The sequence below is a fragment of the Marinobacter manganoxydans MnI7-9 genome (assembly GCF_000235625.1).
Lineage (GTDB): Bacteria > Pseudomonadota > Gammaproteobacteria > Pseudomonadales > Oleiphilaceae > Marinobacter > Marinobacter manganoxydans.
In genome coordinates this window covers 310,547-327,501 of record NZ_AGTR01000085.1, presented here as the reverse complement: position 1 = coordinate 327,501, position 16,955 = coordinate 310,547, and the positions used below count along the sequence as shown (strand labels likewise).

Sequence of the window (16,955 nt, the reverse complement as noted above, 5' to 3'; positions counted from 1 at the left end):
CATGGACGAGTTACCAGAAGAGGAAAAGCCGGGGATTCCGGCGTGGGTTGTCACCTTCGCCGATCTCATGTCCCTGCTGATGTGCTTCTTTGTTCTGCTGCTGTCCTTTTCCGAGATCGACGCCCAGAAGTTCAAGCAGATTGCCGGTGAGCTGTCCAAAGCCTTTGGCGTCCAGCGGGATGTGCCGGCCCTGGAGATCCCGAAGGGTACCAGCCCTATTTTTGACAAGTTTTCCCCTGCGCCGCCCGAGCCCACGGTGGTCAACGAAGTCAAACAGACCACCACGGACGAAGCGCCGGAGCTCCAGACCCTGAAGAGCCCCACCGACATGGCCGTTGAAGCCGCCATGGAGGAACAGATGCAGGAAACCATGGACGATATCCTGAAAGTCTTGGAGCCGGCGATCGCCGATGGGCGCATCAATGTGAGTGAGGATCAGCGGCGAATCGTGATTCGGGTTGAGGAAAAAGGTTCTTTCCCTTCCGGCTCGGCTCAGCTGACCTGGGAATTCGAGGGCCTGCTGCTGGATATGGCGGAGGTGATTGAAGGCATTCCCGGTGACCTGACGATCGAGGGGCACACCGACAACGTGCCTATCCGGACCGACCGTTTTTACAGTAACTGGGACCTCTCCGCCGCCCGTTCAGCCGCCGTTGCCAACGTTCTGGTTGCCCGGGACCAGGTGGAACCCACCCGTCTGTCCGTCACCGGTCTGGCGGATACCGAGCCGCGGGTACCCAACACCTCTGCAGAGAACCGCGCCAAGAACCGGCGCGTGGAAATCATCATTGATCTCTCCGGCCCGATGCAGGAACAGGAAGTACGCCTTCGGGAACTGATCCAGTCCGAATCGGATGATGCCGAATCCAGCCTCGGGATCGAATCCGAATCCGACAGCTCGACACCAAACGAAATCAGTTGGTAAGCGCACTCTATTTTGGTGCGCTACACGCTAAAACGCACAGTATTAGTGCACTATTAGAGTGAAAATAGTACCTCACATTTCTGAAAGCCCCCTCAACTGCCCTTCAGCTCTTGATATGCCTTGTTTTGGAACAGCTCTTGCTTCAGCTGCACCTCAACAATGCACAAGTCAACGTAAACGGTCCGATAGAGGCCGGACACACAACATCAGGAGCGAAAACCCGTGGACATCACGAGTGCAGTACACACCCTGACCGAAAGCGCCAACACGCTGTTCATCCTTATCGGCGCCATTATGGTGCTGGCCATGCATGCCGGCTTTGCCTTCCTGGAAGTCGGCACCGTCCGTCACAAGAACCAGGTGAATGCCCTGGTCAAGATCATGACTGACTTCGGCATCTCCGCCGTGGCCTACTTCTTTATCGGCTATTACATCGCCTACGGCAGCCATTTCATGAGCGGCGCCGCCGAGCTCACTGCTGCCAACGGCTATGATCTGGTGAAGTTTTTCTTCCTGATGACGTTCGCCGCGGCCATTCCCGCCATCGTGTCCGGCGGTATTGCCGAACGCGCCAGGTTCTACCCGATGCTGATTGCCTCAGGCCTGATTGTCGCCTTTATCTATCCCTTCTTTGAGGGGCTGATCTGGAACGGCAACTATGGTTTCCAGGGCTGGCTGGAGAACCAGTTTGGTGCATCATTCCACGACTTTGCCGGCTCCGTTGTAGTGCACGCGGTGGGCGGCTGGATCGCCCTGGCGGCCGTACTGGTTCTGGGTGCACGAAATGGGCGCTACCGCAACGGCAAGGTGGTGGCCTTTGCCCCCTCCAATATCCCCTTCCTCGCCCTGGGCGCCTGGATTCTGACCGTTGGCTGGTTTGGCTTCAACGTCATGTCGGCCCAGACCCTGGACGGCATCAGCGGCCTGGTGGCCGTGAACAGCCTGATGGCCATGGTCGGCGGCATCCTCGTCTCCATGCTGCTGGGCCGTAAGGACCCGGGCTTTATCCACAACGGTCCGCTAGCGGGACTGGTGGCGGTATGTGCTGGCTCTGACCTGATGCATCCGGTGGGTGCTCTGGTGACTGGCGGCGTAGCAGGCGCCATCTTCGTTTACCTGTTTGAATGGGCGCAGGCCAAGATCGAACGGCTGGACGATGTTCTGGGTGTCTGGCCCCTGCACGGAGTCTGTGGTGTCTGGGGAGCGATTGCCTGCGGCATTTTCGGCCAGGAAGCGCTGGGAGGCCTTGGCGGCGTCAGCCTGATGTCGCAGATCATCGGCTCAGTGGCCGGCGTTGTGGTGGCCTTTGTCGGCGGTCTGATTGTCTATGGCGCAATCAACGCCATCTCCGGCCTGCGCCTGACCGAAGAGGAAGAATTCAACGGAGCGGACCTGAGCATCCACCGGATTGGGGCGACCGCAGTCGAGTGACGCCGGTTCACGGAGCAGTTCACTCACCGTATCCGGTCAGCTCCATATAGCCGACCCCGTCATGGCTGCCGGATACCGACACCGGGCTTTCCCAATATGGGTAAAGCCCGGTGTTCCGATAGTCCCCCGCTGGCGCAGCCACCTCCAGGTTCAGGCCAAAGTCTGGCACTTCCAGACGCCATGCACGGGGATAACCGTCGCCCTGGGTTAATGACGTCAGGTTGAGCTGATCGGCACCAAGAGCGATGGGCTCGCCATCAGCCGGAATCCAGGTTCCGGCACGAAAGCCACCGTCTTCTTCCCTGAGCTGGAAAGCCATCAGTTTGTCACCCGAATCCAGGTGCAACGCAAACCAGTCCCAGCCCTGCTGGCCGGATTTCAGAAACTGGCTGCTCCACTCCCGGTCAAACCAACCCTTCCCACTGACGTCCAACGTCTGATCGCCCAGGGTGACCCTGCCGTCGATCTGAAGGTCCACCAGACTGAAATACATGGAACCCTCGCCATCGGCGGATTTGGCGCTGAAACCCTGATCGCCATGGGCTACAGGCTTTCCGGTGATGCTCAGGGTCAAATCGTAGGACCAGTTATCCGCCGCGACCTGCAACCGCCATGAACTCTGCCCGGGTTCAGCCTCAAGCTGCCAGTCGTCCAGCCACACGGCGATCGGCTCTGCCCGGGCTCCGGCGTGGCCAACGTCTCCCCGGGCCAGCTTCTCTGCGAAGTAGTGCCGGGTATCAAAGCTTACTGCGGCGTGGGCCATCCAGGCGGCTTCCAGAGGCCAGTTATTTGCATCCGGAGGCTCAGCGTCTGCCGGCCTCGGCTCGATTGCCTGGCGGAACTGGGTCCATTGCAGGCCAAGGGGCTCGCCATCCTCCGTCTTCAAATTGGCGGTCAGGTACCACCATTCGATCCGGTGCTGTGGGTGGGGGCCATAATCCTCGGGAAACGACAGCCGTTCTCCCGGCCCGGGCTGCAGAAAGGGCACACCGGATTCGTTATCCGCGATGCCGGCCAGTCCGGCAAAGCCTGACTCTTCCTGTGGCTCCGAACAGCCAGCCAGAACCACGGCGAACCAGATGAAGATCCAGCGCCTCATCGTTCACCTCCTGCCAGGGCATTGGCGTTTACGGGTGCGACCGTCGGCGATTTCAACTGGCGGCTCATCAGGAAGGCGATGCTGAGACCGATCAGCATGCTGAGCACACCAAGCTCCAGCCAGAACCGGGGGTAGACGGCCATGGGCAGGGACCAGCCAAAAGCGATGGGATTGATCCGATGCACCAGTACCCAGGTCAGCCAGACACCCAATGGCAGTGCCAGCAGGGCAATGGCACCGCTCAACGACACTGACAACCGGACCAGTTGAGCCGTAGCCTGCCTTCGTGACAGCCCCCACACCACAAGCAACCGGAAATACCAGGCCCGGGTCGAGAAAAAGACCCAGCCCATCATCAGAAGGGCGATAGCCGCCAGTATCAGGGTCAGGGTGGTCATGGCCCGGGTCAGCAAAAAGGTCTGGTCGAAAATGGCAGAGGCGAGCTCTTCAATCGCCCGGTTGTCCCGGACCGTCAACGCCTCGACCTGCCATACCCCTTTTAATCCATCGGTCACTGCCTCAATGGAGAGATTGCCCGGCGAAACTGACAGGCTCTGGAAGCCGGTTTCGAACTCCGCTGGAAGAACCGACGGATGAATCAGGATCTCGCCGGCTGGACGGCCGTAGTCCGGGTAAATAGCCAGTACCGGAAGTTCGAAGGACTGGCTTCCGAAAAGTACCGTCACTGTCTGGCCAACCGCTATATCCTGCCGGCGCGCCAGCTGTTCATTCACCATCACGCCCTGGCCCTGCTGCAGTCGCTGCCAGGGCTGCGGCGCTGATTCAAACAACTCCCAACCGGTCACCAGTGGGCCAACGGGACCGATGGCAAAGACGTCTACCCTGGTTTCTTCCTCATCCTCGCCGCCCGGCAGAGTTGCCCGGCCACGAATGACCCGGTGCCACAGCCCGGAAGCAGAGAGCCCCGGCTGTTCAGCGAGCCAGTCGAGAGCCAGGGCAGCATCTGCTGATTCCGGGACTTCGACGTAATAGTCCGCTTCCAGTCTCTGCGCCAGCCACCGGTCAAACGTACTTTCAAAAGTCGTAACCAGTGCCTGCACCGCAAGGACCATCGCCATGGCGAACTGCAGGGCTACCAATGGCAAGGCCAGGCGACGAGCCAGCACGGCAAGCTCTCGATGGCGCCAGCGTGCCTGCAGATCCCTGTCGTGGCCGGACCGCCAGTCTGCAAGCGAGGCAATCAGCCTGGGCGCGAGAATTCCCGCCGCCACGAATACCATGGCCACGGCAATGAAAAGCCAGAGCAGATCGGTGACCCACACCGTCAAGGCGAGGCCTGCGATCAGAACCAACAACACCAGGCAGCCGTATCGGCGGTTGCCTCCCATAAGCCCCCGGAAAATTGGCCGGAGGAAATCCGCCAGACAGGCAACCAGAATCACGGCCATCATGGTGACAAGCGGCACCAGCCAGCTCCCGCCCTGGCCTGCGTATAACGGCTGATCGAAGAGCCCTTCAAGCGCCTGCCCGAAGCCGCTGCCCAGACCAGCCGCCAACCAGCGGCCAAGCCAGATTCCGGGCAGGACACAAACCGCAGCCAGCAAGAGGATCTCGACAACCAGCAAGCGGTTCACCCGGCCATGGGGAACGCCAAACCGATGCAACAGGGCAAAGCTGTCGCGACGTTGGGCCAGGCCGAGCAGGTAAACACTTCGCACCAGCAAAGCGGTAATGAGGAGAACCAGGATCCCGAGGGCATCCAGATTCAACAGGAAACTGTCACCCAGTTCACCGGTAGCCGGGCCAACGCTGAACGGCACCAGCTGATAGCCGGGTGGTAGATCGCCCTTGCTGTGGTCATCAGATACCAGCAGCGACAATTCGCTGCCCTGCTCACGGGCCAGTTCCGCCGCTTCACTGATATCGACAAAAGGCCGGCCATTCAGCTCCCCACCCCAGGGCGACTCCTGCCCTCCGGGGGTCTGGAAGCAGCCCGCTGCCAGAGGGTCGACACCCACGACTCGACCGCCTTCCGGCTCGGAGACCTCCAGCCAGGGCATGACACAAAGCCCGGCTCGACGCAGCTCCACGAAGTCGTCCACAGTTACGGGGCTACCATCTGTGCGAGCCACCTGCTGGCGCTCGGCCACCGCCGACTCGCTCTGGTCGAGACTGGCCCGGGCCTGGCTGGTGAGATGGTGGACGCCCGTCCAGAGCATAGTGGCAAGCACAATCATGGCGGCCAGGGCCAGCAACTGGAGAGGATGGCGACGGTAGTGGCTGAACAGGGCGGCCGGGAGAGTCATCGCGGGCTCAGGTTTGCGGCAGATGGCCCAGATCCAGGTGCTGGCTGCAGCGGGTCGCCAGTTCGGGATCGTGGGTGGCGAGGATCAGTCCGCAATCGTGACGGGCCTGCAGCTCGAAAAGCTGCCCGATCACGGCCTCAGCGGTATGCCGGTCAAGACTGCCGGTTGGTTCATCGGCAAGAATCAGGGCCGGCTTCATGGCAAAGACCATGGCAAGCGAGGCACGCTGGCGCTGCCCGCCTGACACCTGATCCGGAAAGCGGTCCGCAAGCTCGCCAATGCCCAGTCGCTCCAGCCAGTCCCGGCAATCGTCCTCGGATTGACCAGCAAGCCGGGCCCGAAAACGCACATTGTCCAGCAGCGACAGGGCGGGCATCAGATTGGCTTCCTGGAACACCACACCGATCTGTTGTCGGCGTAGACCGCCCCAGCGCGCGTCGGCCTTGCTTGCGGCCTCCGTTGACCGGGCATCAAATGTTTCTCCGAGCACCTGAACGGTACCTGAATCAGGCTTTTCCAGGCCACACAGGATGTTCAACAGGGTGCTTTTGCCAGACCCCGATCGGCCTGTCAGCGCCAGCGATTCACCCGCACCGAGTTGCAACGAGAAATCGGTAAGCACCGGCACCGGCTCATCGCCGCTGCGAAACTGCTTGTTCAGGCCTCGGGCCGATAGCAAAGAATCCACCATGCTTGTCCTGTCACTCGGGCGCCCCGATCGGCTCTGCCATCTCGCCATGCCGCCGTGCGCGCCATTCCCGGAATTGCTCCAGCCAAGAAAGCAAGGCAGGAACCACCAGCAACACCAGAAGGGTCGAAAGCCCCAGACCAAACGCGATGGACGTGGCCATGGGAATCAGGAACTGGGCCTGCAGGGACGTCTCGAACAACAGGGGCAGAAGACCACCGATCGTTGTCAGCGATGTCAGCATCACTGCCCGAACCCGCTGTACCGCCGCTTCGTTGAGCGCATCGGTGATGTCCAGCCCTTTTTTCCGCTGCTGGTTATAGAAGGCTACGAGGATGATCGCGTTATTGACCACAATCCCGGACAGACCGAACAGGCCAAACAGGGAGAGAATGGTCAGCTGCAGCCCCATCAGCCAGTGGCCCAACAATGCGCCCACCAGGGCAAAGGGAATGATGGCCATGACAATCAGCGGCAGGCTCCAGGACGCAAACACCCAGGCCAGCACCACGTACATAAGCGCCAGTCCGATAACCAGGCCGGTTTGCATATCACCCAGGGTTTCCCGCTGGTCGGCCGCCCGGCCCTCGAAGCTGTAACGCACGTTATAACGACTGGCGATGTCGGGGAGGGCCTCGGCCTCAAGGCTGGTGAGGATCTGATCGGTGGTGCTGACCCGGGTGTTCAGCCCAGACGTCACCTCAACAGCCAGTCGCCCTTCGGCGTGTCGCAGGGCCTGGAAACCCTGCCGGTGATCCAGGTTCATAACCTGGGTCAGGGGCACAAAACGACCGTCCGGAACCCGGATCGTGATACGAGACAGGGTCGAAAGCCGCTCGCGCTGATCTTGTGGCAGCTGTACACGAACTTCCACTTCATCCCGGCCATCCTGGTAGATCTGGGCAATGCGACCATCAAAGGCCGCCCGGAGCTGGCGACCCAGATCCGACGTGGTCAGCCCCAACGCCTCACCATAGGCACTCACCTGGTAAATCAGCTGCTCCCGCCCCCAGGGCATGTCATCTTCCACATCAAGTACGCCAGGCAGCGTCGACAGCGCCTGCCCCAGTTCGTCGGCGGCCTGCTTTAGGCGTTCAGCGTTCTCACCGGTCAGCCGCACGTTGACGTCGCGGCCAGGAGGCCCGGCCTGGCGCTCGGAAATCGTCAGGTTGTCCAGCCCGGCGGGGGTCTCCAGCCGGCTGCGCCACTCGGTGATGAATTCCGGGTTGCGCACCGAACGGCGGTCGGAAGGCACCAGTTCGATCATCATTGAGCCCAGTTCGTCACCACTTCGGGAGCTGCCCTCGGCGCCCTGGGTTGCACCCCGTGTCGTTACGGCGTGAAGGATGAAATCGCCACCCAGGGCTTCTTCCGTCTCATTGAGCGTTTGCTGCATCTGGCTCAGGAAATCATTCACCGTGCCACGGTCGGTACCGGCCACAAAGCTGGCATTGGCGTAGAACACCGAAGGCTCCGGTGTCGGGAAAAAGTTGAACCCGAGCCGGCCGCCGGCCAGCAGACCAACCGTTACAATAGCCAGAGCCACCGCGCTCGCCACCGTGGCGCCCCGGTGTTCCAGGCTGTAACGGGAGAATCGGCGAAACCGGCCTTCCCGGAAACGGTCGAAACGCTGTTCAAAGCCTCGTCGGAAGCGCTCTACCGGGCCCGGCCGTTTCGGCTCCGGTTCAGCCTCCCCCACTTTTTTCTTGCGCCGGGGCACAAAGGCATGGCGCAGGTGCGCCGGCAGTACGATAAAACACTCAAGCAGGGAAGCGATCAGAACACAGATCATCACCAGCGGTATATCGCCAAGAATATTGCCGATGACACCCCCCACCACCAACAGCGGCATAAAGGCGGCCACCGTGGTCAGGGATGAGGCCAGCACCGGCCAGACCATGCGTTTGGCCGCCCCCTCCGAGGCGTAAATGGATTCCTCTCCCATGCGGGCGTGGGCGTCGGCATCCTCGCCCACCACAATGGCATCGTCGACGATCACCCCCAGCGCCATGATCAGGGCAAACAGGGAAATCATGTTGATCGAGCCACCGATCAGCCAGAGTACGCCCATGGCGGCCAAAAAAGCCGTCGGAATACCAATGGCCACCCACATGGCCACCCGGCCGGGGAGAAACAGGTAAAGCAGGCAGACCACCAGTACCAGACCACCCAGACCATTGTTCACCAGCAGTGAGATACGATCATCCAGCAGCTGCCAGGTCTCGTCGTATACCTCCAGCTTCACCGTCGGGGGCAGGACCGGCCGGGTGTCCGCCAGCCAGGTCTCCAGTACCTTCGCCGCAGCCAGCGAATTGCCGTTCTCGGACCGCTGAAGCTGCAGCTCTACCGCGGGCTTGCCGTCCTTTTCCAGGGTTAGCTGGCTCTCGCGGGCCTCCTGCCGGATGATCGCCACATCGCCCAGGTTCAGCTGAATCCGCTCACCACTGAGCACCGGAACGCTCTCGAATTCCTGGGGGCTGCGCCTTTGCTCCACGGCCCGGAGCTCCCGGGTGGCATCCTGCTGGGCCATCATGCCCGCAGGCAGATCCCGTGAGATAGCAGCCACGCGCTCGGCAATCTGATCCAGTGACAGCCCCAGTGTCTCCAGCCGTTCAACCGGCACATCAATGCTGATCTGCTGCTCCGGCAGGCCACGAATCGATACCCGGTCGATACCGCGCTGAAGCAATTCATCCTCAAACCGGTAAGCCAGCTGTCGCAGCTCGCTTCGATCCACATCACCAAACACCAGCAAGCGTGCTACCGGCTCGTAGCGTTCTATCCGGGTTACCTGGGGTTCTTCCGCCTCGGCGGGGAAGTTGGTGAACTCGTCCACCTGCTGGCGAACGTCATCCAGGGCCTGGATCGGGTTGGTGCCCTCCTCGAACTCAAGCGTGATGGACGAGACACTCTGGGCCGAGGTGGAGGTCATTTTCTTCAGACCATCGACGCTTCGCAGTCGCTGCTCAAGGGGGTTGGTGATGCCCTGCTCGACGTCCTCGGCGGAGGCCCCACTCCAGACCACGCGGACACTGACCACGTCCAGGGCAAAAGTCGGGAAAAACTGGATATTCATGCGGGTGAGTGCCAGTACGCCACCCAGCAGCATGACCAGCATCACCAGGTTGGCAGCGACCCGATGGTGAACAAAAAAACCGATGACGCCCTTTTTCCGCCTCATTGTGCCGAAGCTCCGGAATCCGCGACATCCACCTTGAGGCCGGTCACCGCATTGGGCAGGTGTGTGGTGATCAGTTGCGCGCCAGACACCAGGGCTTCGCCAGACACCAGAAGGCGACGCTCGCCATTGCTACCCCGGGCTTCGCCAATGCGCTCGATCCGGGCGCGCTCCATCCGGCCATCAGAGGACATCAGGTAGACGCTGTCGGCACCGTAGAGGGCGCTGAACGGTATCGACACGGTATTGCTGCGGGCGGCCCGCTCCAGGGTCACGGGCAACAGCCCCCCCGGCCGTATTCCACCGGCCTCGCCCTCAAGTTCAAGAATGGCTTCAGTACCGGAGGCATCGCTGGTGCCGGCGAAGCGGGTGAGCCGGAACCGGTGCTGATCCCCCTCGCTGGTGGCCGTCAGGGTTTCCCCGCGGGCCAGCGCATCCAGCAGCTCGCCACGGAACATCTCCGGGACCCGGGCCCTGAGTTCAAGACCATCCACGGGATAGAGCGACAGCAGCGGTTCGTTTCGGCTTACCTGATCTCCCTCGGCAACCCGGATATCGGTCACCATGCCGTCGAAAGGCGCAACCATACGGGCTCGTTCGGCATCCCGCCGCGTGCTGAGCAGGTTTGCCTCGGCCTGGGCCAATTTTGCTTCGAGGCTCTGCAGCCGAGCCGGGTGCTCTTCAATCGCGCGCTGCCGGGTATTCACCGTCAGCTCGGCTCGTGCGGCAGCATCGGTGGCCGCCTCCAGCGCTTCGCGGGAGGCCAGGTTCCGGCTAACCAGCGATCGGGTTCGCTCCAGCTGTCGGCGGGCGTTCTCGAGAATCGCCTGCTCGCTGGCCAGCGCTGCCTGGTCATTCCGATAGCGCACCTGCTCCGATCGGATCTGGGCTTTCAGATCGTTTACCTGAGCCTCGGCCTGAGCCAGGGCGGGTTGGATATCGGCCTCATCCAGAGCCACCAGGAGCTCTCCCTCACTGACACGCTGCCCCTCCGTTACCGGTCTGGCACCGATACGGCCCGCCAGGGTAGCGGTTACCGTCAGTTGCTCAGGCGCAAGAACCTCTCCGTAAAGGGGCAAAACCGGCGTGTGGGTTCCCGGCTCAACCTGCTGAACCTGAACACGCCAACTCCGCTCGGTGGCACTGACCTCTGCAGGCTCCGGGCGGGTCATCTTGAGAATCATGAAACCGGCGATACCGACGGCGAGAATCAATACGGGAATGAGTCGTTTGGACATTACTTGCAGGCCAGCTAAGGTAAATAAAGCCCTTCGGGCTGTTCGGTTCAGACTACTATACAATCAAGGCTCGTTTTCGGATCGGGCATCCCGCAGAACTGCGGCAATTTTACGCGGCTTGCCCCCAGTCATGGCAACGGAGAGCATCCTTCTTGGCAGCAGAACATCATGTCAATCTCCTTAACGCAACGCTCATCAACGGGCTGATCGTTGCAATCGTGGTTTTGATCCACCACGAAGTGTTGATCCATCTGAGCGGGATCCTGTCGAGAATGCGCCAGAGCCACCGCTTCCGCCTGATCGCCGCCGTTTTCGGTGTTCTTGCCGCCCACACCTTGCAGGTGTGGATCTTTGCCAGTGCCTTCTATTTCATGCATCACGCCGAGGGCTGGGGCCAGCTGGCCGGCAATTTCAGCGGCAGTATCCTGGACTGCGTCTACTTTTCTTTCACCACCTTCACCACCCTCGGCTATGGCGATATCGAAGCTTTCGGTATCCTGCGCTTTCTCACCGGCATAGAAGCACTGGCCGGACTGGTGCTGATCACCTGGAGCGCTTCGTTCCTGTTTGTGGAAATGCAGCGTTACTGGCCGACTCGTTAAGGAAACACTACCCCCCCTAGACTTTAGTCGAAGATCGACGGCTACTTTGCGTGAATTCTGATCTAATACCTGAATCTCTCAGAATGTGCATTGTCTTTGTACATATCGATTCAGCGCTCCGGATACCCAGACCAGAACCATGGAAAGCTATAGGGAATCACAGAAGCACCTTGCCCGTCCGTACCGAAAAGCGGTACTGCAGACACTTCTGATCCTTACTGCCATCAGCGGTCTGCTGTTTTTCACGCTCAACATCCAGAGAGAAAATTATCCCCTGGCCTTCGCCGAGCTGGGCATGGCGTGCTACTCGGTTTTTATTTTCTGGGCCATCGGCAACACCAAACACCTTGAGCGCTGGATTCTGGCGTTCATCCTGCCCTTCTGCATCACCATGATGTTCGCCCTCACGTCACCCCGGGCCACAACAACCGTTTTCGCCTGGGTTCTGTTGATCCCCATACTTTCTCATCTTCTGATGGGTCGAGGGTTGGGCCTTCTGGTATCCGCTGTATTCATGGGTACGGCGGCCGTGATTTTCTTCTTCAAATACCACGATGCTCCAGAGATGATGCAGCCTCTTCCTATTGCCAATATGGGGTTGATGTCCCTGACCATTCTCGCGTTCTCCCATATTTACGAGATCACCCGGGAGCAATCCGAATCACGCCTGCTGAAAATGGCCCAGACCGATGCACTGACCGGCCTCGCCAACCGGGCACGCCTGAGCGACGTTTTCGAACAGGAGCGCAAACGCAGCCTCCGCAACGGAACCCCGCTTTCCATGCTGGTGCTGGATCTCGACCACTTCAAACAGGTCAATGACCAGCATGGTCATGAGGCCGGCGACCTTGCGCTCCGGCATGTCGCCAGCACACTCCGGGCATCGCTGAGAGCGACCGATCTTGCCACCCGGCTGGGTGGCGAGGAGTTCGCCATTCTGCTCACCAACACCACTGCAGACCAGGCCCATAGAGTGGCAGACAAGATCCGGAATGCGATTGAGTCAAACCCCGTTCCTCATCAGGACCAATCCATCGGGCTCACCATCAGCGGCGGCATTGCCCAGTTTGGTCCGGACGGCGGAGATCTGCGCAGCCTGATCGGCCGGGCGGACCAGTACCTTTACCATGCCAAGGATTCGGGCCGTAACCGGATCATCAGTTCTGACAACGCTCTGACCCCCTGCCAGGCGTAACAAACTCTGTTCACACCCACTTGCAACGCGCCAGCGTGTAATAGAGCAGAGGCACCACCACGACGGTCAGCAAAGTGGACATGGCAAGGCCAAAGACCAGTGATATTGCCAGACCGTTAAAAATCGGGTCGTTCAGAATGAAGTAAGCGCCTACCATCGCCGAAATCGCCGTCAGTGCGATGGGTTTGATGCGCACCGCGCCCGCCAGGACCACCGCTTCGTCCAGCTCCACGCCCTCCTCGATCAGCTGCCGGATAAACACCACCAGCAGGATGGAGTTGCGCACGATGATGCCGGCCAGGGCAATCATGCCGATCATGCTGGTGGCGGTAAACTCCCGCCCCAACAGGGCATGACCAGGCATGATGCCGATCAGTGTGAGGGGGATGGGCGCCATGATCACAAGCGGCAGAATGTAGGACCGGAACTGGGCCACCAGTAGCACGAAAATCATGAACACGCCCACGCTATAGGCTGCCCCCATGTCCCGGAAGGTTTCGTAGGTGATCTGCCATTCACCATCCCACTTCAGGGTGCCTTTTTCCGGCAACGGCGGCTGATCAATGAAATACTGCTCCGGCGCTCCTGTCTGCTGGTTCAGTCGCTCGACCATGGCAAACATGCCGTACAGCGGTGAATCAACCTCACCCGCCATGTCTGCGGTAACGTAAGTCACCGGCAAAAGGTCCTTGTGGTAGATGGCCCCCATCCAGTCCGCCTCGCGAACCTCGGCAATACTCGCCAATGGAACCAGGTTGCCATCACGACTGCGTACGTTCAGGGATAACAGTACCGAGGGCTGGGCCTTGTCGGCTTCGCTCAGAATCACCCGGATCGGAACCGGATACTTGGCATGATCATCATGCAGGAAACTGACACTGGTGCCCCCCAGGGCGGTCTGAAGAGCACCGACCACCTGGGCCTGGGAGACGCCAAGCCGTGCCGCTCGGTCCCGATCAACAACCACTTCCCACTGCCGCGTGGGCGATTCCAGCGTGGTATCGATATCCACCAGGCCATCCACCTCGGTCATACCCTCGGCCACCTGCCGGGCCAGCTCCGCCCGACGGTTTTCGTCCACCGCGTAGATTTCCGCTACCACGGGTGACAGCACGGGCGGACCGGGCGGCACCTCGACTATCTTCACACTGGCTCCGTACCGGTCACCGATTTCGGTCAGGGGATCCCGGAGGGATTGAGCAATCGTATGGGAGGACCGGTCCCGACTCTCCTCATCCATGAGATTGATCTGTATATCCCCGTGGTAGGGATCGCCACGCAGGTAATACTGCCTCACCAGTCCGTTAAAATTGATCGGCGAGGCGGTGCCGGCGTAGGTCTGCCAGTTGGCCACTTCGTCCACCGTCTCCAGATAGCTGCCCATTTCCATCAACACCCGCTGGGTCTGCTCCATGGGCGTGCGCTCGGGCATATCCACCACCACCTGCAGCTCGGACTTGTTGTCGAAGGGCAGCATTTTCAGGATCACCGCCTGAAATACCGGCAGCGAGGTGGCCGCCAGGGTCAGCCCCACCACCCCCATTGCCAGCAAACGGCGCCGCCAGGGATGATCGCCCAGGAAGGGCCCGAGCACCGTCCGGAAAATTCGCAGGGACAATGGGCTAACGCCGTCGGCAGAGCTGGAAGCCTCCTCGGCTTCGGCGGCCTGCTCCCCCTTTTTGTGCTTCAGAAGCCTGAAGGCCAGCCAGGGCGCCACCACGAAGGCGACAATCTGGGACAGCACCATACCGGCCGAAGCGTTGATCGGAATCGGACTCATATAGGGGCCCATCAGGCCACTGACAAACGCCATCGGGATCAGGGCCGCCATGATGGTGAGACTGGCCATGATCGTAGGCGTGCCCACCTCGTCGACAGCAACGGGAATAATGTCCTTCACCGCCCGCCGAGAGTTCTGGATCCGCCGGTTGATGTTCTCGGTGATCACAATGCCGTCGTCCACCAGAATCCCGATGGAGAAGATCAGCGCAAACAGGGAGACGCGGTTCAGGGTGAAACCCCAGGCCCAGGAAAACACCAGGGTTAGCAGCAGGGTAATCAGAACTGCAATGCCCACGATCAGGGCCTGGCGCCAGCCCATGGCCGCCAGCACCAGCAGCACAACGCACAAAGTGGCGGAGATCAGATCGGTAATCAGTTTGCGGGCTTTCTGGGAGGCGGTTACACCATAGTCCCGGGTGACCAGCACTTCCACGGATTCGGGCAAGGCCCGGTTGCGCAACTGTGCCAAGCGCTCCTCAATAGCCGTGGTGATATTGATGGCGTTCTCGCCCGGTTTCTTGGCGATGGCCAGGGTGACGGCCGGGTAAACCTGACCGGGCTGGCCAGCCTTGCCGGCCTCATGGGCCGGTCCGAATCCGGTCATCACACTCTGATCCGCCACGGTGCCACCCCGGTTGACGTCCGCGACATCCTCCAGGAACACGGCAGCGCCGTTGTGCATACCCACCACCAGGCGCCGGACATCCTCCACGGTTTCCAGAAGCGTTCCGACCTGGACCGGTATGGACAGATTGTCCCGGGAAATCCGGGCCTCCTGGCTGCTGGTGTTGGCCGCCATCAGCGCGTTGCGGATATCGTCGATGGTCAGGTTGAAGCCTGCCAGCAACGCCGGATCGAAGCGGATATCCACGCGATCCGGAATGCCGCCGGTGGTATAGACATCCCGGGTGCCGGGAACCCGCTTCAGGGCGACTTCCAGCATGTGCGCCAGACGGGTCAATTCTTCACCCGTGTGGCCGTTTACCGGATCGTAGAGTGTCAGGGTCATCACCGGCACATCATCAATGCCCTTGGGCTTGACCACCGGCTGTGTCGCGCCCAGATTGGGCGGTAACCAGTCCTGGTTGGAGTACACCTGGTTGTAGAGCCGGACCAGAGCTTCCTGCCGAGGAATGCCCACCTCGAACTGCACCGTGATCACCGCCTGGCCCTGGCGAGACACCGAGTAGACGTGTTCCACGCCCTGGATCTCGCTCATCACCTGTTCGGCTGGCGTTGCTATTGCGCTTTCCACCTCACGGGTGCTGGCGCCGGGAAACGCCACCATGATATCGGCCATGGTGACATCAATCTGGGGCTCTTCCTCTTTCGGGGTGACCACCACGGCCAGCACGCCAAGAATGATCGCCAGAATGGCCAGCAACGGCGTCAGGTGGTTGTCCTGGAAGACTCGGGCGATGGCCGCGGATGGACCAACGGGCGGCAAATCACGGCTCACGGATTCGACTCCTCGCCCATGTCTTCAACCGGATTCAAACGATCGCTGCCCACCAGTTCGGAGGCATTCGTAACCACACGCTCGCCTTCACTGAGGCCGGCCAGGATTTCCAGCCGGCCGCCATCCCGTAACCCCGTACGCACCTGGCGCAGCCGGGGCTGATTCTGCTCGTCCAGGACAAAGACAGCCCTGAGTTCGCTGCGTTGAACCAGGCTGCTGGCAGGCACCCACAGAGCCTCCCGGCTGGCAACCGGTACGCTGACTTTCACCAGCATGCCGGGAAACAGGGAACCATTGGGCTCGCTCAGCCGCATTCGCAGGCGGAAGGTGTGCGTTTGTGGATCGGCGTAGGGATAGAAGGTCATCTCACCGGTTTCGAGCACCCGGCCATCGGCCAGTGTAACCTGCGCCTTACGCTGCGTGCGGGCAAGTTCGGCGTACTTCTGGGGCAGGTCGACCACAACCCGGAGCTGTTCCAGGGACAATCCACTGAGCAGCGGCTGACCGGGGCTGACGGCTTCGCCAACCTCAACATGACGCTGGGTGAGGATGCCGCCGTAGGGAGCCAACACGCGTGTATAGGAGAGTTGCTCCTGCGCCTCGGATACCGCTGCCCTGGCGCGTTCGACCCGGGCCCGGGCGGCGGCCAGGTTGTTACGGGCCTGATCGAACTCCTGCCGGGAAACAAGGCCCCGTTCGTGCACCGCCTCAATACGCTCAAAGCGCTGCGTCGCATCCGCCAATGCTGCTTCAGCTTCTTCCAGCCCGGCCTCGGCCTGACGCAATCGGGCTCGCTGCTCACTGTCCTCCAACTGGACAATCAGGGCGCCTGCAGCAACAGAGTCATCTACATCGTAAGGAAGGCTTTGAACGGTACCACTGGTCTGGGCAGAGACCGTACTCTGCTGCACGGCTTCGATGACGCCATCCAGATACACGGTTTCGTGAAACACACTGCGTTCGGCGACTGCTGTTGTCTCTGGCGAAGAAAGCGGCGCTTGCTGCCCGTGCGCTCCGGTGGCCAGCAAGACCAGAGTTACAAACAATATTGCGGCAGCCATTCGCCCCATGAGGCACCTCCGGGCAATCAT

11 protein-coding genes are annotated in these 16,955 nt (G+C 60.8%); 4 read left to right on the top strand and 7 right to left on the bottom strand.

All coding sequences use genetic code 11. The features are described from left to right. The first annotated feature begins 1 nt into the window (after position 1). Positions 2 to 925 (top strand): flagellar motor protein MotB, encoded by a 924-nt coding sequence (locus KYE_RS20050; RefSeq protein WP_008177152.1) that lies wholly within the window; start codon positions 2 to 4, stop codon positions 923 to 925. A gap of 222 nt (positions 926 to 1,147) precedes the next feature. Next, the gene (locus KYE_RS20045) at positions 1,148 to 2,356 is read left to right on the top strand and encodes an ammonium transporter (protein ID WP_008177148.1); all 1,209 of its coding nucleotides are present in this window, start codon (positions 1,148 to 1,150) and stop codon (positions 2,354 to 2,356) included. A 19-nt stretch (positions 2,357 to 2,375) separates the two neighbouring features. Here the strand turns inward: KYE_RS20045 and KYE_RS20040 are convergent, their stop codons facing one another. From KYE_RS20040 to KYE_RS20020, 5 genes are read right to left on the bottom strand one after another with little or no spacing between them, the layout of a single operon-like run. Continuing rightward, positions 2,376 to 3,455 carry a lipocalin-like domain-containing protein gene (locus KYE_RS20040; protein WP_008177147.1) on the bottom strand — a complete coding sequence of 360 codons (1,080 nt, stop codon included), beginning with the start codon at positions 3,453 to 3,455 and terminating at the stop codon, positions 2,376 to 2,378. Next, entirely contained in the window at positions 3,452 to 5,722 is a 2,271-nt protein-coding gene (locus tag KYE_RS20035) for an FtsX-like permease family protein (RefSeq protein WP_008177146.1), read from the bottom strand. Before KYE_RS20035 ends, KYE_RS20040 begins: the two co-directional genes overlap by 4 nt. Positions 5,723 to 5,729: 7 nt before the next feature. Beyond that, positions 5,730 to 6,413 (bottom strand): ABC transporter ATP-binding protein, encoded by a 684-nt coding sequence (locus KYE_RS20030; RefSeq protein ID WP_008177145.1) that lies wholly within the window; start codon positions 6,411 to 6,413, stop codon positions 5,730 to 5,732. Positions 6,414 to 6,423: 10 nt separating this feature from the next. Beyond that, the gene (locus KYE_RS20025) at positions 6,424 to 9,591 is read right to left on the bottom strand and encodes an efflux RND transporter permease subunit (RefSeq protein ID WP_008177144.1); all 3,168 of its coding nucleotides are present in this window, start codon (positions 9,589 to 9,591) and stop codon (positions 6,424 to 6,426) included. Continuing rightward, positions 9,588 to 10,826, bottom strand: a complete 1,239-nt coding sequence (locus KYE_RS20020; RefSeq protein WP_008177143.1) for an efflux RND transporter periplasmic adaptor subunit — start codon at positions 10,824 to 10,826, stop codon at positions 9,588 to 9,590. The genes KYE_RS20025 and KYE_RS20020 overlap by 4 nt, the downstream gene beginning before the upstream one ends. Before the next feature lie 152 nt (positions 10,827 to 10,978). Here KYE_RS20020 and KYE_RS20015 point away from each other — a divergent pair, with 152 nt between their 5' ends. Together KYE_RS20015 and KYE_RS20010 are read left to right on the top strand one after the other, a co-directional pair. Continuing rightward, entirely contained in the window at positions 10,979 to 11,428 is a 450-nt protein-coding gene (locus tag KYE_RS20015; RefSeq protein WP_008177141.1) for a potassium channel family protein, read from the top strand. Positions 11,429 to 11,567: 139 nt separating this feature from the next. Further along, positions 11,568 to 12,623 (top strand): GGDEF domain-containing protein, encoded by a 1,056-nt coding sequence (locus KYE_RS20010; protein ID WP_008177140.1) that lies wholly within the window; start codon positions 11,568 to 11,570, stop codon positions 12,621 to 12,623. Positions 12,624 to 12,633: 10 nt separating this feature from the next. Here the strand turns inward: KYE_RS20010 and KYE_RS20005 are convergent, their stop codons facing one another. Together KYE_RS20005 and KYE_RS20000 are read right to left on the bottom strand one after the other, a co-directional pair. Further along, complete coding sequence (locus KYE_RS20005; protein ID WP_008177139.1) at positions 12,634 to 15,864, bottom strand: efflux RND transporter permease subunit; 3,231 nt, start codon at positions 15,862 to 15,864, stop codon at positions 12,634 to 12,636. Next, complete coding sequence (locus tag KYE_RS20000; protein ID WP_008177138.1) at positions 15,861 to 16,934, bottom strand: efflux RND transporter periplasmic adaptor subunit; 1,074 nt, start codon at positions 16,932 to 16,934, stop codon at positions 15,861 to 15,863. The genes KYE_RS20005 and KYE_RS20000 overlap by 4 nt, the downstream gene beginning before the upstream one ends. Positions 16,935 to 16,955 lie beyond the last annotated feature (21 nt).

Bases quoted from the DNA above. Each gene is read 5' to 3' on its own strand.
- KYE_RS20050 (WP_008177152.1), top strand. From the start codon at position 2: ATGGACGAGTTACCAGAAGAGGAAAAGCCGGGGATTCCGGCGTGGGTT.
- KYE_RS20040 (WP_008177147.1), bottom strand. From the start codon at position 3,455: ATGAGGCGCTGGATCTTCATCTGGTTCGCCGTGGTTCTGGCTGGCTGT.
- KYE_RS20035 (WP_008177146.1), bottom strand. From the start codon at position 5,722: ATGACTCTCCCGGCCGCCCTGTTCAGCCACTACCGTCGCCATCCTCTC.
- KYE_RS20030 (WP_008177145.1), bottom strand. From the start codon at position 6,413: ATGGTGGATTCTTTGCTATCGGCCCGAGGCCTGAACAAGCAGTTTCGC.
- KYE_RS20025 (WP_008177144.1), bottom strand. From the start codon at position 9,591: ATGAGGCGGAAAAAGGGCGTCATCGGTTTTTTTGTTCACCATCGGGTC.
- KYE_RS20020 (WP_008177143.1), bottom strand. From the start codon at position 10,826: ATGTCCAAACGACTCATTCCCGTATTGATTCTCGCCGTCGGTATCGCC.
- KYE_RS20010 (WP_008177140.1), top strand. From the start codon at position 11,568: ATGGAAAGCTATAGGGAATCACAGAAGCACCTTGCCCGTCCGTACCGA.
- KYE_RS20000 (WP_008177138.1), bottom strand. From the start codon at position 16,934: ATGGGGCGAATGGCTGCCGCAATATTGTTTGTAACTCTGGTCTTGCTG.